The organism is Streptomyces sp. NPDC107546, assembly GCF_055639175.1.
The window spans coordinates 1-23,021 of sequence record NZ_JBVKBA010000028.1; the positions used below are offsets into that span (position 1 = coordinate 1).

Genomic DNA, 23,021 nt, shown 5'->3' on the forward strand with positions numbered 1-23,021 from the left:
AGAACCCACACCCCCTGTTGACGCCACTTTCCCCCCGTCTGGGTTTTTGTGGTGGCCCCTCCCCCGTTGCCCCCTCGCATGGGGCAGGGGTTCGGGCGCCCCGCGGCCCCCCCGAACCTGCGCCGGCAGGCGTTCAGAAGTCCTCGTCCAGGTCGACGGTGCCCTCCACCGCGACCTGGTACGCCGACGAACGCCGCTCGAAGAAGTTGGTCAGCTCCTGAACGCCCTGCAGCTCCATGAAGGAGAAGGGGTTCTCCGAGCCGTACACCGGGGCGAACCCGAGTCGCGTGAGGCGCTGGTCGGCGACGCACTCCAGGTACTGCCGCATCGAGTCGGTGTTCATGCCCGGCAGGCCGTCACCGCACAGGTCGCGGGCGAACTGCAGCTCGGCCTCGACAGCCTCCCGGAGCATGTCGGTGACCTGCTGCTGGAGCTCGTCGTCGAAGAGGTCCGGCTCCTCCTTGCGGACGGTGTCCACGACGTCGAACGCGAACGACATGTGCATCGTCTCGTCGCGGAACACCCAGTTGGTGCCGGTGGCCAGGCCGTGCAGCAGGCCCCGGCTGCGGAACCAGTAGACGTACGCGAAGGCGCCATAGAAGAACAGGCCCTCGATGCACGCGGCGAAGCAGATGAGGTTGAGGAGGAACCGACGGCGGTCCGCCTCGGTCTCCAGGCGCTCGATCTTGTCGACCGAGTCCATCCACGTGAAGCAGAACTCGGCCTTCTCGCGGATGGACGGGATGTTCTCCACGGCCGCGAAGGCCGCCGCCCGGTCGTCCGGGTCAGGAAGGTAGGTGTCCAGGAGCGTCAGGTAGAACTGGACGTGGACGGCCTCCTCGAAGAGCTGCCTCGACAGGTACAGGCGCGCCTCGGGGGAGTTGATGTGCTTGTAGAGGGTCAGCACCAGGTTGTTGGCCACGATCGAGTCGCCGGTCGCGAAGAAGGCCACCAGGCGGCCGATCAGGTGCTGCTCGCCCGGGGTGAGCTTGGCGAGGTCGGCGACGTCCGAGTGGAGGTCGACCTCCTCCACGGTCCAGGTGTTCTTGATGGCGTCCCGGTAGCGCTCGTAGAAGTCGGGGTAGCGCATGGGGCGCAGGGTCAGCTCGAAGCCCGGGTCGAGCAGGTTCTGGGGTCGGGTGGTCATTACTGGCAGGCCTCGCAGGACTCGGGGTTTTCCAGGGAGCAGGCGACCGCTTCGGGGTCGGCGGCCTGCTGGACGGGGATGGGCTTCTGGGACTGGGCCCGGCCCTGGGCGGCGCGCGCGATACGGGTCGCCGGGCGGGAACGCAGGTAGTACGTCGTCTTCAGGCCCTGCTTCCAGGCGTACGCGTACATCGAGGAGAGCTTGCCGATGGTCGGCGTCTCCATGAACAGGTTCAGTGACTGGGCCTGGTCCAGGAACGGGGTGCGCGCGGCGGCCATGTCGATCAGACCTCGCTGCGGGATCTCCCAGGCCGTGCGGTAGAGCTTCCGGACGTCCTCGGGGATCCAGGAGAAGGACTGCACCGAGCCGTTCGCGTCACGCAGCGCCTCGCGGGTGCGCGCGTCCCAGACGCCGAGCGCCTTGAGGTCCTGCACCAGGTACGAGTTGACCTGGAGGAACTCGCCGGAAAGCGTCTCGCGCTTGAACAGGTTGGAGACCTGGGGCTCGATGCATTCGTAGGCGCCCGCGATGGACGCGATGGTCGCGGTGGGCGCGATGGCGAGCAGCAGCGAGTTGCGCATCCCGACAGCGGCGATGCGTTCCCGCAGGATCGCCCAGCGCTCCGGCCAGGCCGGCTCGACGTCGTAGTGGTCGGGGTGCAGCACGCCCCGGGCGGTACGGGTCTTCTCCCAGGCCGGGAGCGGGCCGTGGCGTTCGGCGAGGTCGGCGGAGGTCTCGAACGCGGCGAGCATGATGCGCTCGGCGATCCGCGTGGACAAGGCCTTGGCCTCGGGGGAGTCGAAGGGCAGCCGCAGCTTGAAGAAGACGTCCTGCAGGCCCATCACACCGAGGCCGACAGGACGCCACCTGGCGTTGGAGCGGGCCGCCTGCTCGGTGGGGTAGAAGTTGATGTCGACGACGCGGTCGAGGAAGGTGACGGCGGTGCGGACGGTGGCGTCCAGCCGCTCCCAGTCCATGTCGCCGTCGGCCACGAACGCGCCCAGGTTGACCGACCCGAGGTTGCAGACCGCCGTCTCCCCGTCGTCCGTGACCTCCAGGATCTCCGTGCAGAGGTTGGAGGAGTGGATCACGTGGCCCGGCTCGGCCGTCTGGTTGGCCGTGCGGTTGGCGGCGTCCTTGAACGTCATCCAGCCGTTGCCGGTCTGCGCGAGGGTGCGCATCATGCGGCCGTACAGGTCCCGGGCGGGGATCGTCTTCTTCGCCAGCCCTGCCGCCTCGGCCCTGCGGTAGGCGGCGTCGAACTCCTCGCCCCACAGGTCGACCAGCTCGGGCACGTCCGAGGGGGAGAACAGCGACCACTGCTCGTCGGCGTCGACGCGGCGCATGAACTCGTCCGGGATCCAGTGCGCCAGGTTGAGGTTGTGGGTGCGGCGGGCGTCCTCGCCGGTGTTGTCCCGCAGCTCCAGGAACTCCTCGATGTCGGAGTGCCAGGTCTCCAGGTAGACGGCGGCGGCACCCTTGCGCCGGCCGCCCTGGTTCACGGCGGCGACCGAGGCGTCGAGGGTCTTCAGGAACGGGACGATGCCGTTGGAGTGCCCGTTGGTGCCGCGGATCAGGGAGCCGCGGGAGCGGATGCGGGAGAAGGCGATGCCGATGCCGCCGGCGTGCTTGGAGAGGCGGGCGACCTGGTGGTAGCGCTCGTAGAGGGAGTCCAGCTCGTCCTTCGGGGAGTCGAGGAGGTAGCAGGACGACATCTGGGGGTGCCGGGTGCCGGAGTTGAAGAGGGTGGGGGAGGACGGGAGGTAGTCGAGGCGGCTCATGAGCCCGTAGAGCGCGGCGACGTCGTCCACCGACCGGCTGTCCGTCTGTGGATCGAGCGCAGTGTCCTCGGCGAGCCCGGAGGCGACGCGGAGCATGAAGTGCTGGGGCGTCTCGACGACCTTGCGGGTGATCGGGTGCCGCAGCAGGTAGCGGCTGTGCAGGGTACGCAGGCCGAAGTAGCCGAAGCGGTCGTCGGCCCGCTCGTCCACCAGGGCGTCGAGACGGTCGGCGTGCAGGCGCACGAACGCGGCGGTGCGGTCCGCGATGAGGCCTTCCCGGTGGCCCACGGCGATGGACTCGGTGAACGACGTGACGCCCTGGGAGGCGGCCTCGGCGCGAATGCCGATGGTCAGCAGGCGGGCGGCCAGCTTCGAGTAGGCGGGGTCCTCGGAGATGAGGCCCGCGGCCGCCTCCGTGGCCAGCTCGCGCAGCTCGGCCTCGTCGGCGCGGGCGGACCGGCCGCGCAACGCGGCCGCGGCGACCCGGCCGGGGTCGGCGTCGGGAAGGTCGGCGGTCAGCTCGGTCAGGGTCCGCAGCAGCGCGGCACCGGGACCGTCGGTTTCCAGGCCTGCGGCTGAAGCCGGATCGGCTGGCGCGATGGTCACGTGGGGCTCTCCCTCGCTCGGCACGGGGCCTGGCGGAGGGCAGGGCAGCTCACGAGCGCACGCGGCGTCGCGTCCACCGGCCCATTCCACGAGGCCCGGACGTCAGGGCACCCGGACCGGACGGCCGGGCGCGCTGTCGGCAGGTCCTCGGACTGACGCTCGTACGACGGCATGCGGGCATACGTGTACGAGTACACCGTTGCGGGACAGTTCCGGATTCGCACCGGATTCCCCTGCGGCGACAGCGAGCATGAGCATACATCTTGTGCTGGGCTGCGGTGTCACCACCAGATGTTGTGTCGCTGCTGCCTCAGAGCGTCAACTCGTAGGTGAGGAGAGTGATGTCGTCGAGATGGGGGAGGGGGTTCCAGTCCCGCTCGGGTGTGCGAACGAAGCCCAGGCGTTCATAGATGCGGTGGGCGGTGCGCATCGTGCGCTGGGTCGACAGGACGAGGCGTACGCAGCCGTCAGTGGCCCGTGCGCGGTCGACGCAGGCCCGGACGAGAGCCTCTCCAGCGCCGCGGCCGCGGGCGGCGTGCGCGACCGCGAGCATCCGTATCTCGGCCTCCTTCGGTCCCGCGATGTCGGCCATGGGACCGCCGCCGGTCGGTACGAAGGTGACGCCGCCGAGCACATGCCCGTCCGCCACGGCCACCAGCACCTCTGCCGCGGCGGCCCGCCCCGCCACGTCCTTCAGTTCGTCGAGGTAGGCGTCGCTCTCGCCGAAGTCGAGGAGGCCGTCCTGGAGGTAGGCCTGCGCCGTGATCTCGCCGAGCCTGTCGTACTCGTCGGGGGTCGCCTGCCGGATGATGAGGTCCATGGGGCCGAGTGTGCCGGACGGGTACGACAACGGGCCGCCGGATTTCTCCGTCGGCCCGCTGACCCGCGTACGACGGGGACTCAGTGCGAGGCGCCGGCCGTGGCCGGCGGCAGCTCCACCTGCACCCCCGGGTCGCCCGCGTCCGCCGTGTAGTCCTCCGGCCTGGTCTCGTCGATGCCCTCCGGAGCCTTCAGCGCCTTCAGGACGAACGTCAGCACCACCGTGACCACCACGTTCAGCACGAACGCCGTCAGGCCGATGTAGCCGATCTCCCCGATGCCGGGGATCTCCTTGGCGGAGCCGCCGAAGTGCGGCTGGGTCGGGGACGCGACACCGTACGCCGCCAGCGTGCCGTAGACCATGCCGACCGCCCAGCCCGCCAGCAGCGCCCAGCGGTGGAACCAGCGGGTGAACAGACCGCCGACCAGGGCCGGGAAGGTCTGCAGGATCCAGATGCCGCCGAGCAGCTGGAAGTTGATGGCGACCGTCTTGTCCATGGTCAGGACGAAGACCAGGGCGCCCACCTTCACCAGCAGCGAGACGATCTTGGAGACCCTGGTCTCCTCTGCTGCCGTGGCGTCCGGCTTGATGAAGTCCTTGTAGATGTTGCGGGTGAAGAGGTTCGCGGCCGCGATCGACATGATCGCCGCGGGCACCAGCGCGCCGATGCCGATCGCCGCGAAGGCCACACCGGCGAACCAGTCCGGGAACATGTTCTCGAACAGCTGCGGAATCGCCAGCTGCCCGTTCTTGACCTTCACACCCGCGGCGATCGCCATGAAGCCCAGCAGCGCCAGCAGGCCCAGCATCAGCGAGTACAGCGGCAGGATCGTGGTGTTGCGGCGGATCACCTCACGGCTGCGCGAGGACAGCGTCGCGGTGATCGAGTGCGGGTACATGAACAGCGCGAGCGCCGAGCCCAGCGCCAGCGTGGCGTACGTCCACTGAGTCGCCTCCGAGGGCGCGAGGGCCCCGCGCGGCTTGCCAGTTGCCGGGTTGACCTGCGCGAACGCATGGCCCGCCTTCGCGAAGACGTCATCGAAGCCGCCGAGCTTGATCGGGATGTAGATGATCGCCACCGCGATGACGATGTAGATCAGCGCGTCCTTCACGAACGCGATCAGCGCGGGAGCCCTGAGGCCCGACGAGTACGTGTACGCGGCCAGCACACCGAAGGCGATCAGCAGCGGCAGGTCCTTCACGAACCAGTTGGTGTTCTCGCCGCCGCCCACGCCCATCACGTCAAGGACGGCCTGGATGCCCACCAGTTGGAGCGCGATGTACGGCATGGTCGCCAGGATGCCGGTGAGCGCCACCGCCAGCGACAGGCCCTTCGAACCGAACCGGCCGCGCACGAAGTCCGAGGTCGTGACGTATCCGTGCCGGTGCGAAACCGACCAAAGGCGCGGCAGGAAGGTGAAGATCAGCGGGTACACCAGGATGGTGTAGGGCACCGCGAAGAAACCCGAGGCGCCCGCCGCGTAGATCGCCGCCGGCACGGCCACGAACGTGTACGCGGTGTACAGGTCGCCGCCGAGCAGGAACCAGGTGATCCAGGTTCCGAACGAGCGGCCGCCGAGGCCCCACTCGTCGAGGCTGTGCTCGTTGTCGGCCCTGCGCCAGCGCGCCGCCAGGAAGCCGATGACGGTGACGGCCAGGAAGAAGAAGATGAAGACGCCGAGCGCGACGCCGTTCACGCCGTCCTTCACTGCGACGCACCCCCCTTCTGGCCGGCGCGGGAGCGCTGGTCACGCTGCCACAGCTTGTACGCGAACATCGTCAGCGCCGTGGAGATGAGCACCCACAGCATCTGGTACCAGTAGAAGAACGGAATGCCGATGAACGCGGGGTCCGTCTCGGCGTACGAGCCGACCCACAGCATCGCGACGAAGGGTGCTACAAGGCAGAGGGCGATGACGACGCGCACCGGCGTCACCACCGCCGCTCTGGCTGCATCTGGCTGATCGGACATGCGGCTCCGTCCCCTCACTGGTCACCTGTGCACCTGTGTAATGCGCAGGCAATGTAGGTGACCACGTCATGAAAGCGGAAGCCCTCGTCCGCATATCGGTCGTGACCAGGCCCGGAAGGCGCTGCGGTTCTACTCCGCGGGCCGCTTCAGCCGGGCTACGAACTTGTAGCGGTCCCCTCGGTAGACGGACCGCACCCACTCCACCGGCTTGCCCTCGCGGTCCAGCGAGTGTCGGGAGAGCATCAGCATCGGCAGGCCCACGTCCGTGCCGAGCAGACCCGCCTCGCGCGGGGTGGCCAGCGAGGTCTCGATGGTCTCCTCCGCCTCCGCGAGATGGACGTCGTAGACCTCCGCGAGCGCCGTGTAGAGGGAGGTGTACTTCACCAGCGAGCGGCGCAGCGCCGGGAAGCGCTTGGCGGACAGGTGCGTCGTCTCGATCGCCATCGGCTCGCCGCTCGCCAGGCGCAGCCGCTCGATGCGCAGCACCCGGCCGCCGGGCGAGATGTCGAGCAGCCCGGCGAGCGTGTCGTCGGCCGTGATGTAGCCGATGTCCAGCAGTTGCGAGGTGGGCTCCAGTCCCTGCGCGCGCATGTCCTCCGTGTACGAGGTCAGTTGCAGCGCCTGGGACACCTTCGGCTTGGCGACGAACGTGCCCTTGCCCTGGATGCGTTCGAGCCGCCCCTCGACGACCAGCTCCTGCAACGCCTGGCGCACCGTCGTGCGGGAGGTGTCGAACTCCGCGGCCAGCGTGCGCTCGGGCGGCACCGGCGTGCCCGGCGCCAGCGTCTCCGTCATGTCGAGCAGATGCTTCTTCAGACGGTAGTACTTGGGCACGCGCGCGGTGCGGACGGTCGTCCCGCCCTCGCTCTCCGCACTGCTGACGTCGGTGCTCATGCTCTGCCTTCCCGGCTCCGGATGCCGAAGCGACCGACAGGCCGTCGGTCACGGCTCACATCGTGGCACGGCTTCATGGGGAGCAGAGCCCCACGCTCCGTGATCCCCGTTCCACGGACGGGGATCCCCTCTGTATACCGTCGGCACCCTCGCTGGTCTAGTCCACACCGTGGAAGTGGTCCAGTCGCGGCCATGGGAATCCGTGTGCCCGTTTTCGCTGGGTTCCTACTTAAAGGTCCTTTCATATGTAGGTCGCATAACGAACGCCCTGAGCGGCTCGAACACCCTTGACGCGCCTATTGGTCTGAGCCAAGCTCCCCCCTACTGGTCTACACCATTGGTCCAGGTCCCGGCCCCACGGGCGGTGCGCGTCGTCACGCCGCGGGGACAAGGGGGGTTTGTGGCATCCCTGAGGAGGATGGCGTGAAGCGCAAACTGACAGTCGCGATCGGTATCGCGGGCATGATGGTCTCCATCGCGGCGTGCGGGGGCGGGAAGTCCGGCGGGTCGAGCACGGGGGCGGACGCCAAGGAGCTCACCGTCTGGCTGACGGTCGACGCCCAGAACAACTGGCCGGCGCTGGTGAAGGCCGCCGACGACGCGGTGCTGAAGAAGCACCCGGGCCTGAAGATCAACCACGAGTACTACGGCTGGCCGGACAAGAACACCAAGCTCGACGCCGTCCTCGCCACCGACAAGGCCCCCGACGTGGTCGAGATGGGCAACACCGAGATGCTCGGCTACATGGTCAAGGGCGCCTTCGCCCCGGTGGACCCGGCCAAGTTCGACAACTCCGCCCAGTGGCTGGACGGCCTCAAGTCGTCCGTCACGTACGACGGCAAGACCTACGGCGTCCCTTACTACGCCGGCGGCCGCGTCGCCAACTGGCGCAAGGACATCGCCGCTTCGGTCGGTGTGAAGGCGCCGCCGAAGACGTACCAGGAGCTCACCGCCGACCTGGACAAGATCCAGCAGAAGGAGGGCAGCGGGTTCAGCGCCTGGTACCAGCCCACGCGCGACTGGTACGCGGCCATGTCCTTCGTCTACGACGCCGGCGGCTCCATCGCCAGGCAGGAGGGCGGCCAGTGGAAGGCCAGCCTCTCCTCGCCGGAGTCCCTCAAGGGCCTCAGCGAGTTCAAGACGGTCATCGACAAGTACATGCATGGCGACAAGACCAAGGACGAATCCGACCGGTACATCGTCTACGGCCAGGGCAAGTCCGCCATGATCTTCGGCGCCGCCTGGGAGGGCGCGGCCGCGGCCGACCCGAAGGCCGACAAGACCGGCGGCAAGCTGAAGACCGGCCTCGAGAACTTCGTGATGCCCGGCCCGTCCGGCAAGAACATGCCCGTCTTCCTGGGCGGTTCCGACCTGGCGATCCCGGTGAAGTCCAAGGCGCAGTCGCTGGCCGCCGAGTGGATCAACGCGTTCACCGGATCGCAGGGCCAGAAGGGCCTCATCGCCAAGGGCAACCTGCCCAACGACAAGACCGACCTCGCGACCCTGAAGAACGACCCGGCGACGGCGGTCCCGGCCACCGCGGCCGAGTCCAACTGGTTCGTCCCCATGGCACCCGGCTGGGGCCAGGTCGAGAAGGCGCAAGTCCTGCAGACGATGCTGCAGGACATCGGCACCGGCAAGAAGTCGGTCGAGGCCGCCGCGAAGGACGCGGACGCCGCGATCGACAAGGTCATCAACACCAAGTGAGCCGACGGCAGGGCCCCGTGGACCCGGGGGGTGTTCGGGGAGGGGCCCTGCGTCTCGTACGACCGTGGGGGCGGGGCTGCCGTCCTCCTGCGACCGTGCGGGTTTCGCCTTCGTACGACCTGAAGGACCGCTGAGGAGCGCGCGATGAGTGCCGCAGACACGACCACCCCTGCCAAGGTGCCGCCGCCGCGGCCGGTGCCTCCACCACCGGGCATCGCCGCCGCAAGGCCACGCAGAGGGCGGGCGCCGGGCGGGGGCGCCGTCCCCTGGGCGCTGCTCGCCCCCTGTCTGCTGGTCCTCGCCCTGGTGATGGGCTATCCGCTGGTCCGCCTGGTGACCCTGTCCTTCCAGAAGTTCGGCCAGTCCCAGCTGTGGGGGTTCCAGCCGGCCCAGTCGGCCGGGTTCGCCAACTTCACCAACGTGCTTCAGGACGGCGAGTTCTGGGCGGTCGTCGTGCGCACGGTCGTTTTCGCGGCGGGCTCGGTGATCTTCACCATGGTCCTCGGCATGCTGATCGCGCTGCTGCTCCAGCGGGTCTCCGGCTGGATGAAGACGCTGATCAACATCGTGCTGGTGGCCAGCTGGGGTATGCCGGTCATCGCGGCCACCACCGTCTTCAAATGGCTCTTCGACTCGGACTACGGCATCCTCAACGCCCTGCTGAGCAAGCTGCCCGGCGTGCATCTGATCGGCCACAACTGGTTCGCGAGCGGACCGCAGGGCCTGGCCGTGATCATGCTGCTCGTGGTCTGGGGCGCCGTTCCGTTCGTCGTCATCACGCTCGGCGCGGGCCTCACCCAGGTGCCCATCGAGCTTCAGGAGGCGGCCCGGCTCGACGGCGCCGGCTCCTGGGGCGTGTTCCGCCACGTCACCCTCCCGATCCTGAAGCCGATCATCGTGATGCTCACGACCCTCTCCGTCATCTGGGACATGGGCGTCTTCCCGCAGGTCTTCGTGATGCGCGGCGGCCACCCCGAGGCCGAGTTCCAGCTGCTCACCACGTACTCGTACGACCGGGCGTTCGTGGTCGACGACTACGGCCAGGGCTCCGCGATCGCGCTGATCACCGTGCTGTTGCTGCTCGGTGTCGTCGCCGTCTACATGCGTCAGATGCTGAAGATCGGAGAAGTCGAATGAGCGGCATGAGCGGCATGAGCGGCATGAGTGCGACGACGCTCACCGGGCGCGCCGTGGCCCGCCGCCGGACCAGGTCCCGGCTCGGCTGGAACCTCCTCGGCCTGCTGGTCTTCCTCACCGCGGGCTTCCCTGTCTACTGGATGATCGACACGGCGTTCAAGCCGGCGAAGGACGCCATCGACCCGGACCCGAGCCTGCTGCCCACGGGCCTCACACTGGACAACTTCCGCCGGGCGCTGGCCATCGCCGACTTCTGGGGACCGGTCGGCCGCAGCCTCGTCGTGTCGCTGTCGGTGGTCGCGATCGGCATCGTCGTCGGCATGCTGGCGGCGCTCGCCATCTCCCGGTTCGCCTTCCGCGGCCGGAAGATCGTGATCGTGGGCATCCTGGCGGTCCAGATGGTGCCGCTCATCGCCATGATCATCCCGGTGTTCCTCCTGCTCAACGACCTCGGGCAGTACGACAAGCTGTCCGGTCTGATCATCACCTACCTGACCTTCATCCTGCCGTTCACGGTGTGGACGCTGCGCGGCTTCATCGTCAACATCCCGCGCGAACTGGAGGAGGCGGCGATGGTGGACGGGTGCTCGCGCACCGGCGCCTTCCTGCGTGTGGTCTTCCCGCTGCTGGCCCCCGGCCTGGTCGCCACCTCGGTCTACGGCTTCATCCAGGCCTGGAACGAGTACCTGTACGCCCTGATGCTGATGAGCCAGCAGCACCAGACCGCGACCGTCTGGCTCGGCAACTTCACCACCAAGCACGGCACCGAGTACGCCCCCATGATGGCCGGCGCCACGATGATGGCGGTGCCGATGGTCGTGCTCTTCCTCCTAGTCCAGCGCAAGATGGCCGCGGGCCTCACCGCGGGCGCCGTGAAGGGATAACGCCCCCCGATGACGACATTCGCCAGCGGCACGGACACTCTGACGCGCGATGCGCTGACGGTCCTCCAACCCGGCTTCATCGGCACCACCGCCCCCGACTGGCTGCTGCGGCGCCTCGGCGAGGGTCTGGCCTCCGTGGGCCTGTTCGGTCGCAACATCACCTCGCCCGGGCAACTCGCCGCCCTGACCGCTCAGTTGCGCGCCGAACGCGACGACGTGCTCGTCGCGATCGACGAGGAGGGAGGAGACGTCACTCGCCTGGAGGCGCGGACCGGCTCCTCCTTCCCGGGCAACCACGCGCTGGGCGCGGTCGACGACGCGGGCCTGACCCGCGAGGTGGCGTACGCACTCGGCCGACGGCTCGCCGAGTGCGGGGTCAACCTCAACTGGGCGCCCTCGGCCGATGTGAACTCCAACCCCGCCAACCCGGTGATCGGCGTCCGGTCCTTCGGCGCCGACCCCGAGTCGGTCGCCCGCCACACCGCCGCCTACGTCACCGGCCTGCAGTCCGCCGGTGTGGCCGCCTGCACCAAGCACTTCCCCGGGCACGGAGACACGGAGGTCGACTCCCACCTCGCCCTCCCGCGCATCGACGCGGAACCAGCGGTGCTCCAGGACCGCGACCTCGCCCCGTTCCGCGCGGCGATCACCGCCGGCACGCGCGCAGTGATGAGCGCGCACATCCTGGTCCCGGCCCTGGACCCGGACCGCCCGGCAACGTTGTCCCGGCGCATCCTGACCGACCTTCTGCGCGACGAGCTCGCCTACGACGGCCTGATCGTCACCGACGGCATGGAGATGCGGGCGATCGCCGGGACGTACGGCATCGAGCGCGGCAGCGTCCTCGCCATCGCGGCCGGTGCGGACGCCATCTGCGTGGGCGGCGGTCTCGCGGACGACGAGACGGTACGACGTCTGCGGGACGCCCTGGTGGCGGCGGTCCGCTCCGGCGAGCTGGCCGAGGAACGGCTCGCCGAGGCCGCGGAACGCGTACGGGCGCTGGCGCGGTGGACGGCGTCGGCGGCAGCGGACGGCGTCGGCCCACACCGGCCGCCCGTCGCCGACATCGGCCTGCTCGCGGCCCGCCGCGCGCTGAAGGTCACCGGCGAAGAGGGCTTCACCCCGCTCACCGAGCCGCCCTACGTCGCCGCCCTCACCCCCGTGGCCAACATCGCGGTGGGCGACGAGACCCCGTGGGGCGTGGCCGCCGAACTGCTCCGCCTGCTCCCCGGCACGGAGACCGGCAGCTTCGCCGGGGAGGCGGCGGGGCGCGCGGCGCTGGCAGCCGCCGGGCCCCGGCGGATCGTGACGGTGGTCCGCGACGAGCACCGTCACCCCTGGATGGCCTCCGCTCTGGACACGCTCCTCGAGCAGCGTCCCGACACGATCGTGGTCGAGATGGGCGTGCCCCAGGCGGCTCCTCGCGGCGCCCTGCACATCGCCACCCACGGGGCGGCACGGGTGTGCGGCCGGGCGGCGGCGGAGGTCATCGCGGGCCGTTGAGCCGTGGCGGGGAGGACGCCGGGTCCGGGTGCCGTCCGGACCCGGCGTCCTCCTTCTGGGGCGTCTTCCTGTCAAGGCACTAGATACCCTGCCAGTCGGGCTTGTTGGCGTAGGTGTGGCGGAAGTAGTCGGCGAGCTTCAGCTTGGACGCGGCGGCCTCGTCCACGACGACGGTCGCGTGCGGGTGGAGTTGGAGCGCGGAGGCCGGGCAGACTGCGGCGACCGGGCCCTCGACGGTCGCGGCGACCGCGTCCGCCTTGCCCTCGCCGGTCGCCAGCAGCACCAGGTGCCGCGCCTCGAGGATGGTGCCTATGCCCTGGGTGATCACATGGTGCGGAACCCGGTCGATGTCGCCGTCGAAGAAGCGGGCGTTGTCGATACGGGTCTGCTCGGTGAGCGTCTTGATACGGGTGCGGGAGGCGAGCGAGGAGCACGGCTCGTTGAACCCGATGTGCCCGTCGGTCCCGATCCCGAGCAACTGCAGATCCACGCCACCGGCCTCCGCGAGTGCCCTGTCGTACTCCTCGCACGCGGCCTGAACGTCCTGTGCGGTGCCGTCGGGTCCCAGGAAGGCGTCCATGCCCATCCCGAGCGGCTCCAGCACCTCCCGCCGGAGGACGGAACGGTACGACTCCGGGTGGTCCGCGGGCAGTCCGACGTACTCGTCGAGTTGGGCGACACGCGCCCGCGAAACGTCCACGGCCCCGGAACGCGCCCTGGCCGCCAGGGCCTCGTACACGGGCAACGGTGTCGACCCGGTGGCCACACCGAGCAGGGCGTCGGGCCTGCGCCGGAGCAGCTGCGTCATGGCCTCGGCGATGAGCTCGCCACCCGCCTGGGCGTCCGGAACGATGACAACTTCCACGCTGGGCCTGCCGATCTGAGGAGAGTGGACTGGGAACCGGGGGAGTGGACCATGTGGTTTAGACCAATCTAACAGAGCCGGGGCCTTCGGAGGGGCTGTGGACGGGGGTGTTGGCGGAGGCGAGGGGGCGGTCCGGCGTGGGTCGGCGGCGCCCCGAACGCGGGGCCCGGCCAAGGCCGCCTGCCTGGCGGATTCGGGCCGACGGGCTTACTGATGTGCTCCGCTCTGCCCGGTACCGCCCGGCGTAGATCCGGCACCGCCTCCCCGCCGAGGCGTCGCCGGGTCCGAGGGGGTGGAATAGGAGCCGTCAGGCCAGAGCGAGAGGCACTGCCCACCCCGGGAGGAACCCCCATGACGCCGACGACACCGGACCCTCAGCGAGACCTCCCGGGACGGATCATGGCCCGGGAGATGGCCGAACAGCCCGCCGTGCTGCGCCGCATCCTCGACGAGGGGGCACCGCGCATCCGGGAGGTGGCCCGCGAGGTCGCCGCCCGCAAGCCCCGGTTCGTGCTGCTGACGGCCCGCGGCACCTCGGACAACGCCGCGCTCTACGCCAAGTACCTCCTGGAGATCCGCCTCGGCCTGCCCTGCGGTCTCACCTCGATGTCCACGACCACGGCCTACGGCGCCCGTCCCGACCTCACCGACGTCCTGGTCATCACCGTCAGTCAGTCCGGCGGCTCCCCGGACCTCGTCGCCTCGACAAGGGCCGCCCGCGAGGCCGGCGCCCTCACGCTCGCCGTGACCAACAACCCGGACTCACCGCTGGCCGCCGTCTCCGAATACCACATCGACGTCATGGCCGGTGAGGAGAAGGCCCTCCCCGCGACCAAGACCTACACCGCCTCCCTTCTCGCCCTCTATCTCTTCGTCGAAGGACTGCGCGGGGGCGACGGCGGGTCCGCGAAGGCACTGCCCGGCCTCGCCGAGCAACTCCTCGCCCGCCAGGACGAGGTCCGCACCCTGGCCGCCCGCTACCGCTTCGCCGAGCGCATGGTCATCACCTCGCGCGGCTACGGCTACCCCACCGCCAAGGAAGCCGCCCTGAAGCTGATGGAGACCAGCTACATCCCCGCGCTCTCCTACTCCGGCGCCGACCTCCTGCACGGCCCACTCGCCATGGTCGACAACGTCTCGCCGGTCATCGCCGTCGTGACGGACGGCAAGGGCGGCGCCGCGCTCCAGCCCGTACTCGACCGGCTGCGCGGCCGCGGCGCCGACCTCGTCGTCATCGGGCCGCCGAGCCAGGTCGAGCAGGCGTCGGCGGGGTTCGTCCTGCCGACCGAGGGCGTGGCCGAGGAGGTCCAGCCGATCCTGGAGATCATCCCGCTCCAACTCCTCGCGTACGAGGTCACCATCGCCCGCGGCCAGGACCCGGACGCCCCGCGCGCCCTGGCCAAGGTGACGCAGACGCACTGAGAAGCGGCTGGGTGTGCCGGACGTCCGCGGGAGGCCCTAGGCCAGGGAACCTCCCGTCGCGTCCACCCAGCTGCCCGTGACCCACCGGCCGGAGTCGGAGGCCAGGAACGCCACCACGTCGGCGACGTCCGCCGTGGTGCCCACGCGGCCCAGTGCCGATATGGAGGCGGCCCAGGCCGCGCCGTCCTGCGTGTCGTGCAGCAACTCGGCGGTGTTGTCGGTGTCGATGATCCCGGGGGCCACCGAGTTCACGGTGATGCCGCGACGGCCCAGCACCTTGGACAGGTCGCGGGTGAAGACGTCCAGGGCGCCCTTCGTCATCGCGTAGGCGATCTGCTGCGGCATCGCCGCGGTCCTGGACAGACCGGAGGAGATGTTGATGACACGACCGCCGTCCCTCAACCGGTCCAGGCCGCGGCGCACGATGAAGAACGGCGCCTTCACATTCACCGCGAAGACCTTGTCGTACTCCTCCTCCTCGATCTCCGACAGCGGGCGTGCACCGCCGATGCCCGCGTTGTTGACCAGGATGTCCACGCCGTCCGCATGGCGGTCGAAGGCCTCCCACAGGGCCTGGGCGTCGCCCGGCAGCCCCAGCTCGACGCCGATCGCGAACGCGGAACCGCCGGCCGCCTCGATCGCTGCGACCGTCTCCTTCGCCGCCGCCTCGTTCCGGCCGTAGTGCACGGCCACCCGCGCACCGTCACGCGCCAGCCGCTCGGCGATTCCCCGGCCGATGCCCCTGCTCGCCCCTGTGACGAGCGCGGTCCTCCCCGCGAGCACGCCCATGCCGACACCCCTCCCATTCCCTAGCGGTCGATACAGAAAAGACCGTACTGCAGGGCGGGGCAATTTCTCTAGCATCCGCTATAAAATCCACCCCATGGTGGAGAGCCAGGACAGCGACCGACAGGCAGAACCGCTACCCGGTGGATCGACGCGGGCCGCGACCGAGGGCGAGCCCGCGATGCGGTCGACGTCGGCGCGTGGCGGTTCCGGGTCCTCCCGCCCTCGCGGACGCCCCCGTTCCTTCGACCGTGGGACCGCGCTCGAAAAGGCCCTCCTCGCGTTCTGGGAGCACGGTTACGAGGCCACCTCCGTCTCCGACCTGACCCGGGTCATGGGTATCGGCGCGCCGAGCCTGTACGCGGCGTTCGGTGACAAGCGGTCGCTCTTCGAGGAGGTCGTCGGCGTCTACGGCGAGCGGTACGGATCCTTCGGTGACCGCGCCCTCGCCGAGGAGCCCACCGCTCGTGCCGCGATCGAGCGGATGCTCCGCGAGGCCGCCGAGATCTACACCGCCGCCGGGCACCCGCACGGCTGCCTCGTCATCCACGCCGCCGCCAACTGCACGACGCCGGAGATCGAGGAGTCCCTGCGGGCGCGGCGCAACGCCAACATCGACGCCTTCGAGAGCCGTATCCGGGCCGCAGCCGCCACCGGTGAGCTGCCCGCCGGTACCGACGCCCGCGCACTCGCCCGGTACGTCGGCGCGATCATTCAGGGCATGTCCCAGCAGGCGCGCGACGGGGCCACCCGGGAGGAACTGGAAGCACTCGCCGAGGTCGCCCTCGCCGTCTGGCCCCACGCGCGAACTGACGGGGACTACGCTCCAGGTGGGCCGTCGGGGCGGCCGGGACGGATGCGTGAAGGCGTGGATGTCTGATAAAGAGACAACAACAAACATCCTCCAACGCATGGACACACACCTCAGACCCAGGCACCATGGCCTCGTCGGCGTGGTCTAGTCCACCAGGCCGCCAATACTAGGTAAAGTAAGTAAAGCCACAAGCCCCGCCTTCCCCGCACAGGAAGGCGGACCGAGGAACCGGCGCTCTCTGCCCTGACTGCTCCGGCTCCTCGACCTTCGGCCGACCGGGACCGCACACCCCGCGGCCGTTGATGCTCCGGGCTGCGGTGCCGGGAGGGTTGAGGGTCCCTCCCAGGCGCCGCGGCCCGCGGGTGCTTTCGGGGGCCGTACGAGTGCCGCACCCGGAACCGCCTGCCCGCCGGGTCGTACCAGGACGCCTGCACCGGCCGATTTCGATCGATGTCCGAACGCCCGGGTACCCTCGCACACGTGCCCTCCATGAACGAACTGGTCCGCCAGCACACCGCCCTCAGCGACTCCGACCTGGAGTGGCTGCATCTGCTGGTGTCGGAGTGGCAGCTGCTGTCCGACCTCTCCTTCGCCGACCTGGTCCTGTGGGTGCCCACTCTCGACGGCACCCGGTATGTGTCGGTGGCGCAGATGCGCCCCAACACCGGCCCCACGTCCTACCAGGACGACATGGTCGGCCACCTCGTCCCCCGCGGCCGCCGCCCCATGCTGGACGCGGCCCTGGACGAGGGCCGGATCGTGCGTGAGGGCGACCCGGAGTGGCGCGAGGAGGTCCCGGTCCGGGTCGAGTCCATCCCCGTACGCTGCGGGGGGCGCGTCCTCGGCGTCATCGCCCGCAACACCAACCTGCTGACCGTGCGCACCCCGAGCCGCCTGGAGCTCACCTACCTCCAGAGCGCCTCCGACCTCGCCCAGATGATCGCGGCCGGCGCCTTCCCGTTCCCCGACCAGCAGGTCGACATGGACGCCTCACCGCGCGTCGGTGACGGCCTGATCCGTCTCGATGCGGACGGCATCGTCCAGTACGCGTCACCGAACGCTTTGTCGGCGTACCACCGGCTCGGCCTCGCCGCCGACCTCGTCGGCCACCACCTCGGCAAGACCACCGCGGAACTCGCCCCGACCAAGGGGCCCGTCGATGAGGCACTGGTCAAGCTGGCCAGCGGATGGGCGCCGCGCGAGTTCGAGATCGAGGCCAACGACGGGGTGATCCAGTTCCGCGCGATCCCCCTCAAGCCCAAGGGCACGCGCATCGGCTCGCTGGTCCTGCTCCGGGACGTCACCGAACTGCGGCGCCGCGAGCGCGAGTTGATCACCAAGGACGCGACCATCCGGGAGATCCACCACCGGGTGAAGAACAACCTCCAGACGGTCGCCGCCCTGCTCCGACTGCAGGCCCGCCGCATCGAGTCCGACCGCGGCAGGGAGGCCCTCGAGGAGGCCGTGCGGCGGGTCGGCTCGATCGCCATCGTTCATGAGACGCTGTCCCAGAACCTGGACGAGCGCGTGGAGTTCGACGAGATCGCCGACCGGGTGCTCGCCATGGTCGCGGAGATCTCGCCCGGCACGGTCACCGGCCGGCGCAGCGGCCGCTTCGGCATCCTCGACGCGGAGGTCGCCACCCCGTTGGCCATGGTGCTCACCGAGGTCCTGCAGAACGCGCTGGAGCACGGTTTCCGTCAGGGCGAGACCGGCACGGTCGAGGTCTCGGCCGTCCGCGGCGGTACGACGAAGGAGGCGCGCCTCCTGGTCACCGTCCAGGACGACGGGGTGGGCCTGCCCGAGGGCTTCGATCCCCAGACCGCAGGCAACCTCGGGCTGCAGATCGTACGGACGCTGGTGGAGGGCGAGTTGGGCGGGACGTTCGACATGGTCCCGGCCCCGGGGCGAGGCACACGCGTGATCCTGGACATCCCGGTCCGTGCGCAGAAGTGAGCCCGGGCGGCGGCGAGCCAGTACGGACGTCGCCGTCCCCCGGCCCCGCACGGCATCGTCCCCACAGCAATGAGCCCCGGACCACCAAGTGGTCCGGGGCTAAAGCTCGTTGGTGCCAGCTGCTGCTAGCGACTGCGCGCTGCGGCTCGGGGGCGGGAGAAGCGTACTCGCTGTACGCGCCGCCAAGCTCAGGCTCGTCGGGGCGGGTGTGTCAGGCGGAGGCCTGACGGGCCCGGTTGCGGGCGGCGCGGCGCTTCATGGCGCGGCGCTCGTCCTCGCTGAGACCACCCCAGACGCCGGAGTCCTGGCCGGACTCGAGCGCCCACTGCAGGCACTGCTCGATAACCGGGCAGCGACGGCAGACGGCCTTGGCTTCCTCGATCTGCAGCAGCGCAGGACCAGTGTTGCCGATGGGGAAGAAGAGCTCGGGGTCTTCCTCGCGGCAAACGGCGTTGTGACGCCAGTCCATGGCTGCTACCTCTCCTTGGTATTACATGCAGATTGCTTGTGAATGTGAACGCTTTCACGAATCCCTCAACAAGTGAAGGGCCGATCGTCAGACTCACTGACGTGGTCCTGTGGATTGAGGAGGGGTTCGAGCACTCTCGATGGAAGCCGGTGTTGCGGGCTGTCCCGAGCGCCACGTAGAGACTCGCAAACCTCAGCGGCGGATACAACCCCTTCCGGAAAGTTTTTTTTGATTCCTTGGTGTCGACTAGGTCACAGCCGTACTTCCAAGGGGTGGATCCTGGCCTAAACGTTCGAGTGAAAGGACTTTCGCCCCTTCTGCTCACACAATCACACGCAGTGCACGGCGTACGCCTGTGAACGTCACGCTCGTACGCACCCCAAGGTGGTCGCCGTCCATCTGTAGGGGGAGGGGCGCCTTCGAATGCAAGGTGAAGCCGCTCAGGTCGTGCAGCGAGACCACGTGCCTGCCCCGGGGTCCGCGCTCGGGGGACGAAGTGAGCAACTGGGTTGCATACCGGGCAGCCGAGGCCGTCGAAAGGCGGCTGAGAGCCAGCACGTCGAGGCCGGTATCGAACGAGGCCTTAGGTGAGGCGTACACGGGACGATTGCCGAGAAACGTCCAGGGCGCGGTGTTGCAGATTATGGACATGACCAGATCGGTCACCGGCTCCTCACCCGCCCGTTCCAGGGTGATCGTGCCGTGCCTGCGATGCGGTTCGTCCAGGAACTGACGGACCACCTGGCGCAGGTAGAGCGCATGGGTGGACCGCTTGCCCTGCTCCCGCTGCTGCTCCACCCGGCCCACCACTCCCGCGTCGAAGCCGAAGCCCGCGTTGAAGGTGAACCAGCGGGAGGGCACGGCCTCGTCCTCGGTGCCCGGGGTGCCCTCCGCGAGACCGAGGCCGACCACACGCTCACGGCGCTCGCGCAGGCCGTCGAGGATGGCGCCGGTGGCCTCCACGACGTCGTTGGGCAAGCCCAGGGCGCGGGCGAAGACGTTGGTCGAGCCGCCGGGCACCACGGCGAGCAGGGGGAGGCGGTCGGGGTCGGGGCCGTGGTGCAGCAGACCGTTGACGACCTCGTTGACCGTGCCGTCGCCGCCGAGCGCCACGACCAGGTCTATGTCCTCGCTCTCCGCGGCCTGCCGGCCGAGGTCCCGGGCGTGCCCCCGGTACTCGGTGGTCACCGCCTCGAGCTTCATCTCGCTCGCCAGCGCGTGGATGAGCACATCACGGGTACGTGCGCTTGTGGTGGTTGCCGCCGGATTGACCACGAGAAGTGCACGCATGGTGTGCAGCGTACCTACTGGGCGGTACTCGGCCCTAGTCCGGGTAGGGATCCGGTAAGAGGACCGGGAGTGGTCTTGAGCACAGCGGGGCGGCAGGCGTCGGCGGCGGTGACCGGGCCGAGGGCTACCCTTCAGGGGTGAGCGCTGAGCAGAACCCCACCCCTGAGACCCGCCAAGCCGGGCCCCGCCCCACGCGGCTGACCGCCGCGGCGGCGCTGGCCGGCCTGGAGGGGCTGGCCCTGGTCGCGGGCGGCGTCTGGACGCTCGTCCTCGGCCTCACGGGCGCGCCGGACGACCGTCAGCAGGCCGTCACCCTCGGCATCACCCTGATCGTGCTCGCGCTGCTTCCGCTGCTGGCCGCGCGGGGTCTGCTGCTGCGGCGCGGCTGGAGCCGGGGGCCCGCCGTCATCACCCAGATCATGGCGCTGCCGGTGGCGTACAACCTGCTCCGCGCCGACAGTGTCGCGATCCCGGTCGGCATCGTGCTCGCGATCGTCGCGGTGACGGCCCTGGTGCTCCTGGTGAACCCGGCGACGACGCAGGCACTCGGAATCCGCGGGCCCGGTCGCGCGGAGGATCCGAAGCAGTAGACGGCGCCCGGCTCCGCGGGAGGAGCCGAAGAGGTGGTTGACCGGCACCCGGCCGCGTGGAGCAACCGGAGAGTGGCCGACGTCCGGCCGCGCCGACTTGGCGTCGCGACGCCGGGTACGTGACCGCGCGCGATGATTTCCCTGCCTGACGACTTTCCCTGCCTGACGACGCCAACCGGCAGCGGCGACCCCACCGGCACCGCCGCCGTCGCCGGCCTTCCGCATCCCGAACCGACGCGAAGGCGGGACGCCGCCCGGCCGTCGTGGGGCGCGCTGACCGTCAGCCCCGCGTGCCGCCGTCCTACTCCTCCACCAGCAGTTTGTCCCGCAACTGCGCCAGCGTCCGCGCCAGCAGACGCGAGACGTGCATCTGCGAGATGCCGACCTCCTGCGCGATCTGCGACTGCGTCATGTTGCCGAAGAAGCGCAGCAGCAGGATCCGCTTCTCCCGCGGCGGAAGGTCCTCCAGTAGCGGCTTCAGCGACTCGCGGTACTCGACGCCTTCCAGCGCCTCGTCCTCCGCGCCGAGCGTGTCCGCGACCGCCGGGGACTCGTCGTCCGTGTCGGGGACGTCCAGGGACAGCGTCGAGTACGCGTTGGCGGACTCCAGGCCCTCCAGGACCTCCTCCTCCGAGATGGCCAGCTTCTCGGCCAGCTCGTGGACCGTCGGAGAGCGGCCATGCTGCTGGGACAGCTCGGCCGTGGCCGTCGTCAGGGCCAGGCGCAGCTCCTGCAGGCGCCGCGGCACCCGCACCGCCCAGCCCTTGTCGCGGAAGTGCCGCTTGATCTCACCGACGACCGTCGGGGTCGCGTAGGTCGAGAACTCGACGCCCCGCTCCGGGTCGAAGCGGTCCACCGACTTGATCAGACCGATGGTGGCGACCTGGGTCAGATCGTCCAGCGGCTCGCCGCGGTTGCGGAAGCGGCGCGCGAGGTGCTCGACGAGCGGCAGGTGCATACGAACCAGCTGGTTGCGCAGCTTCGCGTACTCCGGGCTGCCCTGCTTCAGCTTGCGCAGTTCGACGAACATCGCCCGCGCGCCGCTGCGGTCCTGTGGGTCGTGCTGTGCGCCGACCGGCACACCCTGCTCAGCGTTTCGCTCGTGCTCGCTCATCGTCCCGCCCGTCGTCCGCCGCCCTCCGGAGGACGTGCCCGTGGCTCCGCCTGCATCCCGTCGTGCGCCGCCCCGGACGGAGAGAGCCTCGTCCGCCCCGGCCGGACCCGTCTGCACGGGTGCCATGACCGCCGACGCCTGGCCCTCCGGATGCGGACGGGCCTGCTCGGGGATGCCGTCCACGCCTTCCGCCATGCGCGGCACCCCGCCCGGGCCGCCCGCGCTCCCGGCGGAGAACTTCCGTGTGCCGCGCTCTTCGTCCCGCACCGGCCCGTCCCCGTTCGTCACGCCGGCCCGGGTCCCGCGCCGCGCTGTTTGTAGAGGCTGATGGACACGGTCTTGTCGTCGGAGACCGCGGAGGAGACCTTGCCGGCCAGGGCCGACAGGACCGTCCAGGCGAAGGTGTCCCGCGAGGGGGCATGGCCGTCCGTGGTCGGGGCCGCGACCGTGACCTCCAGCGAGTCGTCGATGAGCCGGAAGACACAGCTGAGCACCGAGCCGGGCACGGCCTGCTGCAGCAGGATCGCGCAGGCCTCGTCGACCGCGATGCGCAGGTCCTCGATCTCGTCGAGGGTGAAGTCCAAACGGGCCGCGAGACCGGCCGTGGCCGTGCGCAGCACCGACAGGTAGGCACCCGCAGCCGGCAGCCGGACTTCCACGAAGTCCTGGGTCGCGGGCTCGCCTGCGATCTGGGACACCCTCACCTCCAAGGTGGTACAAGCTGTTTCGGGGGCCGAGGGTCACCCCCCGGGGTAACGCCCCTCGTGGTTCAGCGGTGACGCTATCGCGCTCTCAACGTACCTGTCCCCGGAACCCCGGCCCCTTGCTGTCACTCATAGTAAACCTACGTATACGCACAGTGGCTAGGGGTCCGGCGGAACCAATCGGGAAGAGCGCGCGCCGGTTTGACGTACCCGGACGTCGGACCGGCCAACCGTCCGGATCCAGGGTCACACGGGCGCCGGTCCGTGGTCACACGAGTACATGGTCGACGAAGCACCAACGCCAGTTCTCACCCGGTTCGAAAGTGCGCATCACCGGGTGGCCGCTGGCCTCGTGGTGCGCCGTGGCGTGCCGAAGGGGCGAGGAGTCGCAGCAGCCGACGTGCCCGCACTCCAGGCACAGACGCAGTTGCACCGGGTGCGTACCGGCGGCGAGGCACTCCAGGCAGGTCTCGCTCTGAGGCTTGGGCTCGGGGTCCGGCAGCGCGTCGCCGTGCCTGCACTGTTTCATGATGGCCAGGTTACGACGGGTCCGCGGGAAG

General features: G+C 69.8%; 21 protein-coding genes and 1 riboswitch. Of the genes, 8 read left to right on the forward strand and 13 right to left on the reverse strand.

All coding sequences use genetic code 11. The features are described 5' to 3' along the window. Positions 1-133 precede the first annotated feature (133 nt). The 6 genes from ACZ7L1_RS30375 to ACZ7L1_RS30400 form a co-directional block, all read right to left on the reverse strand. A complete protein-coding gene (locus tag ACZ7L1_RS30375) occupies positions 134-1,147 on the reverse strand; it encodes a ribonucleotide-diphosphate reductase subunit beta (protein ID WP_471441587.1) in 1,014 nt (337 codons plus the stop codon). After that, a complete protein-coding gene (locus ACZ7L1_RS30380; RefSeq protein ID WP_471441589.1) occupies positions 1,147-3,534 on the reverse strand; it encodes a ribonucleoside-diphosphate reductase subunit alpha in 2,388 nt (795 codons plus the stop codon). The genes ACZ7L1_RS30375 and ACZ7L1_RS30380 overlap by 1 nt, the downstream gene beginning before the upstream one ends. Positions 3,535-3,655: 121 nt before the next feature. After that, positions 3,656-3,792, reverse strand: a riboswitch (cobalamin riboswitch). Positions 3,793-3,844: 52 nt separating this feature from the next. Continuing rightward, a complete protein-coding gene (locus tag ACZ7L1_RS30385) occupies positions 3,845-4,354 on the reverse strand; it encodes a GNAT family N-acetyltransferase (protein WP_471441591.1) in 510 nt (169 codons plus the stop codon). Positions 4,355-4,434: 80 nt separating this feature from the next. Further along, entirely contained in the window at positions 4,435-6,063 is a 1,629-nt protein-coding gene (gene mctP, locus ACZ7L1_RS30390) for a monocarboxylate uptake permease MctP (RefSeq protein WP_471441593.1), read from the reverse strand. Beyond that, the gene (locus tag ACZ7L1_RS30395; RefSeq protein ID WP_471441595.1) at positions 6,060-6,326 is read right to left on the reverse strand and encodes a DUF3311 domain-containing protein; all 267 of its coding nucleotides are present in this window, start codon (positions 6,324-6,326) and stop codon (positions 6,060-6,062) included. Before ACZ7L1_RS30395 ends, mctP begins: the two co-directional genes overlap by 4 nt. Before the next feature lie 129 nt (positions 6,327-6,455). Further along, on the reverse strand, positions 6,456-7,220 hold the full coding sequence (locus tag ACZ7L1_RS30400; RefSeq protein WP_200419239.1) for a GntR family transcriptional regulator: 765 nt from the start codon (positions 7,218-7,220) through the stop codon (positions 6,456-6,458). Between the two features lie 423 nt (positions 7,221-7,643). Between ACZ7L1_RS30400 and ACZ7L1_RS30405 the strand changes: the two genes are divergently transcribed. From ACZ7L1_RS30405 to ACZ7L1_RS30420, 4 genes are all read left to right on the forward strand, one after another. Then, a complete protein-coding gene (locus ACZ7L1_RS30405; RefSeq protein ID WP_471441597.1) occupies positions 7,644-8,927 on the forward strand; it encodes an extracellular solute-binding protein in 1,284 nt (427 codons plus the stop codon). A gap of 144 nt (positions 8,928-9,071) precedes the next feature. After that, positions 9,072-10,064: a carbohydrate ABC transporter permease gene (locus ACZ7L1_RS30410; RefSeq protein WP_471441599.1), complete on the forward strand. Its 993-nt coding sequence runs from the start codon at positions 9,072-9,074 to the stop codon at positions 10,062-10,064. Positions 10,065-10,087: 23 nt separating this feature from the next. Then, positions 10,088-10,948, forward strand: a complete 861-nt coding sequence (locus ACZ7L1_RS30415) for a carbohydrate ABC transporter permease (RefSeq protein ID WP_471441697.1) — start codon at positions 10,088-10,090, stop codon at positions 10,946-10,948. A gap of 9 nt (positions 10,949-10,957) precedes the next feature. Beyond that, a complete protein-coding gene (locus ACZ7L1_RS30420) occupies positions 10,958-12,451 on the forward strand; it encodes a glycoside hydrolase family 3 protein (protein ID WP_471441601.1) in 1,494 nt (497 codons plus the stop codon). A 79-nt stretch (positions 12,452-12,530) separates the two neighbouring features. Here ACZ7L1_RS30420 and nagB read toward each other — a convergent pair whose 3' ends face one another. Continuing rightward, the gene (gene nagB / locus ACZ7L1_RS30425; protein ID WP_471441603.1) at positions 12,531-13,316 is read right to left on the reverse strand and encodes a glucosamine-6-phosphate deaminase; all 786 of its coding nucleotides are present in this window, start codon (positions 13,314-13,316) and stop codon (positions 12,531-12,533) included. Positions 13,317-13,667: 351 nt separating this feature from the next. On the opposite strand from nagB, the gene ACZ7L1_RS30430 reads away from it, so the two are divergent. Next, positions 13,668-14,738, forward strand: coding sequence for an SIS domain-containing protein (locus tag ACZ7L1_RS30430; protein WP_471441605.1), 1,071 nt, complete (start codon positions 13,668-13,670; stop codon positions 14,736-14,738). A gap of 36 nt (positions 14,739-14,774) precedes the next feature. Here ACZ7L1_RS30430 and ACZ7L1_RS30435 read toward each other — a convergent pair whose 3' ends face one another. Then, the gene (locus tag ACZ7L1_RS30435; RefSeq protein ID WP_471441607.1) at positions 14,775-15,527 is read right to left on the reverse strand and encodes an SDR family oxidoreductase; all 753 of its coding nucleotides are present in this window, start codon (positions 15,525-15,527) and stop codon (positions 14,775-14,777) included. A gap of 178 nt (positions 15,528-15,705) precedes the next feature. On the opposite strand from ACZ7L1_RS30435, the gene ACZ7L1_RS30440 reads away from it, so the two are divergent. Both ACZ7L1_RS30440 and ACZ7L1_RS30445 read left to right on the forward strand, forming a co-directional pair. Then, positions 15,706-16,404 carry a TetR/AcrR family transcriptional regulator gene (locus tag ACZ7L1_RS30440; RefSeq protein ID WP_471441699.1) on the forward strand — a complete coding sequence of 233 codons (699 nt, stop codon included), beginning with the start codon at positions 15,706-15,708 and terminating at the stop codon, positions 16,402-16,404. 423 nt (positions 16,405-16,827) lie between these two features. Continuing rightward, the gene (locus tag ACZ7L1_RS30445) at positions 16,828-18,294 is read left to right on the forward strand and encodes a sensor histidine kinase (RefSeq protein WP_471441701.1); all 1,467 of its coding nucleotides are present in this window, start codon (positions 16,828-16,830) and stop codon (positions 18,292-18,294) included. 211 nt (positions 18,295-18,505) lie between these two features. Here the strand turns inward: ACZ7L1_RS30445 and ACZ7L1_RS30450 are convergent, their stop codons facing one another. Next, positions 18,506-18,763: a WhiB family transcriptional regulator gene (locus ACZ7L1_RS30450; protein ID WP_003992873.1), complete on the reverse strand. Its 258-nt coding sequence runs from the start codon at positions 18,761-18,763 to the stop codon at positions 18,506-18,508. A gap of 321 nt (positions 18,764-19,084) precedes the next feature. After that, positions 19,085-20,053 (reverse strand): diacylglycerol/lipid kinase family protein, encoded by a 969-nt coding sequence (locus ACZ7L1_RS30455; protein ID WP_471441609.1) that lies wholly within the window; start codon positions 20,051-20,053, stop codon positions 19,085-19,087. A 137-nt stretch (positions 20,054-20,190) separates the two neighbouring features. Here ACZ7L1_RS30455 and ACZ7L1_RS30460 point away from each other — a divergent pair, with 137 nt between their 5' ends. Further along, complete coding sequence (locus tag ACZ7L1_RS30460; protein WP_471441611.1) at positions 20,191-20,643, forward strand: hypothetical protein; 453 nt, start codon at positions 20,191-20,193, stop codon at positions 20,641-20,643. Between the two features lie 301 nt (positions 20,644-20,944). Here ACZ7L1_RS30460 and ACZ7L1_RS30465 read toward each other — a convergent pair whose 3' ends face one another. The 3 genes from ACZ7L1_RS30465 to ACZ7L1_RS30475 form a co-directional block, all read right to left on the reverse strand. Then, positions 20,945-22,045 carry an RNA polymerase sigma factor SigF gene (locus ACZ7L1_RS30465; protein ID WP_471441613.1) on the reverse strand — a complete coding sequence of 367 codons (1,101 nt, stop codon included), beginning with the start codon at positions 22,043-22,045 and terminating at the stop codon, positions 20,945-20,947. Next, a complete protein-coding gene (locus ACZ7L1_RS30470) occupies positions 22,042-22,455 on the reverse strand; it encodes an ATP-binding protein (RefSeq protein WP_103839295.1) in 414 nt (137 codons plus the stop codon). The genes ACZ7L1_RS30465 and ACZ7L1_RS30470 overlap by 4 nt, the downstream gene beginning before the upstream one ends. Before the next feature lie 274 nt (positions 22,456-22,729). Further along, positions 22,730-22,990 carry a UBP-type zinc finger domain-containing protein gene (locus ACZ7L1_RS30475; protein WP_471441615.1) on the reverse strand — a complete coding sequence of 87 codons (261 nt, stop codon included), beginning with the start codon at positions 22,988-22,990 and terminating at the stop codon, positions 22,730-22,732. Positions 22,991-23,021 lie beyond the last annotated feature (31 nt).

Excerpts from the sequence above, each read along its gene's own strand:
- ACZ7L1_RS30375 (WP_471441587.1), bottom strand. The coding sequence starts at position 1,147 with ATGACCACCCGACCCCAGAACCTGCTCGACCCGGGCTTCGAGCTGACC.
- ACZ7L1_RS30385 (WP_471441591.1), bottom strand. The coding sequence starts at position 4,354 with ATGGACCTCATCATCCGGCAGGCGACCCCCGACGAGTACGACAGGCTC.
- ACZ7L1_RS30395 (WP_471441595.1), bottom strand. The coding sequence starts at position 6,326 with ATGTCCGATCAGCCAGATGCAGCCAGAGCGGCGGTGGTGACGCCGGTG.
- ACZ7L1_RS30400 (WP_200419239.1), bottom strand. The coding sequence starts at position 7,220 with ATGAGCACCGACGTCAGCAGTGCGGAGAGCGAGGGCGGGACGACCGTC.
- ACZ7L1_RS30410 (WP_471441599.1), top strand. The coding sequence starts at position 9,072 with ATGAGTGCCGCAGACACGACCACCCCTGCCAAGGTGCCGCCGCCGCGG.
- ACZ7L1_RS30415 (WP_471441697.1), top strand. The coding sequence starts at position 10,088 with ATGAGTGCGACGACGCTCACCGGGCGCGCCGTGGCCCGCCGCCGGACC.
- ACZ7L1_RS30420 (WP_471441601.1), top strand. The coding sequence starts at position 10,958 with ATGACGACATTCGCCAGCGGCACGGACACTCTGACGCGCGATGCGCTG.
- ACZ7L1_RS30430 (WP_471441605.1), top strand. The coding sequence starts at position 13,668 with ATGACGCCGACGACACCGGACCCTCAGCGAGACCTCCCGGGACGGATC.
- ACZ7L1_RS30435 (WP_471441607.1), bottom strand. The coding sequence starts at position 15,527 with ATGGGCGTGCTCGCGGGGAGGACCGCGCTCGTCACAGGGGCGAGCAGG.
- ACZ7L1_RS30440 (WP_471441699.1), top strand. The coding sequence starts at position 15,706 with ATGCGGTCGACGTCGGCGCGTGGCGGTTCCGGGTCCTCCCGCCCTCGC.
- ACZ7L1_RS30445 (WP_471441701.1), top strand. The coding sequence starts at position 16,828 with ATGAACGAACTGGTCCGCCAGCACACCGCCCTCAGCGACTCCGACCTG.
- ACZ7L1_RS30450 (WP_003992873.1), bottom strand. The coding sequence starts at position 18,763 with ATGGACTGGCGTCACAACGCCGTTTGCCGCGAGGAAGACCCCGAGCTC.
- ACZ7L1_RS30455 (WP_471441609.1), bottom strand. The coding sequence starts at position 20,053 with ATGCGTGCACTTCTCGTGGTCAATCCGGCGGCAACCACCACAAGCGCA.
- ACZ7L1_RS30475 (WP_471441615.1), bottom strand. The coding sequence starts at position 22,990 with ATGAAACAGTGCAGGCACGGCGACGCGCTGCCGGACCCCGAGCCCAAG.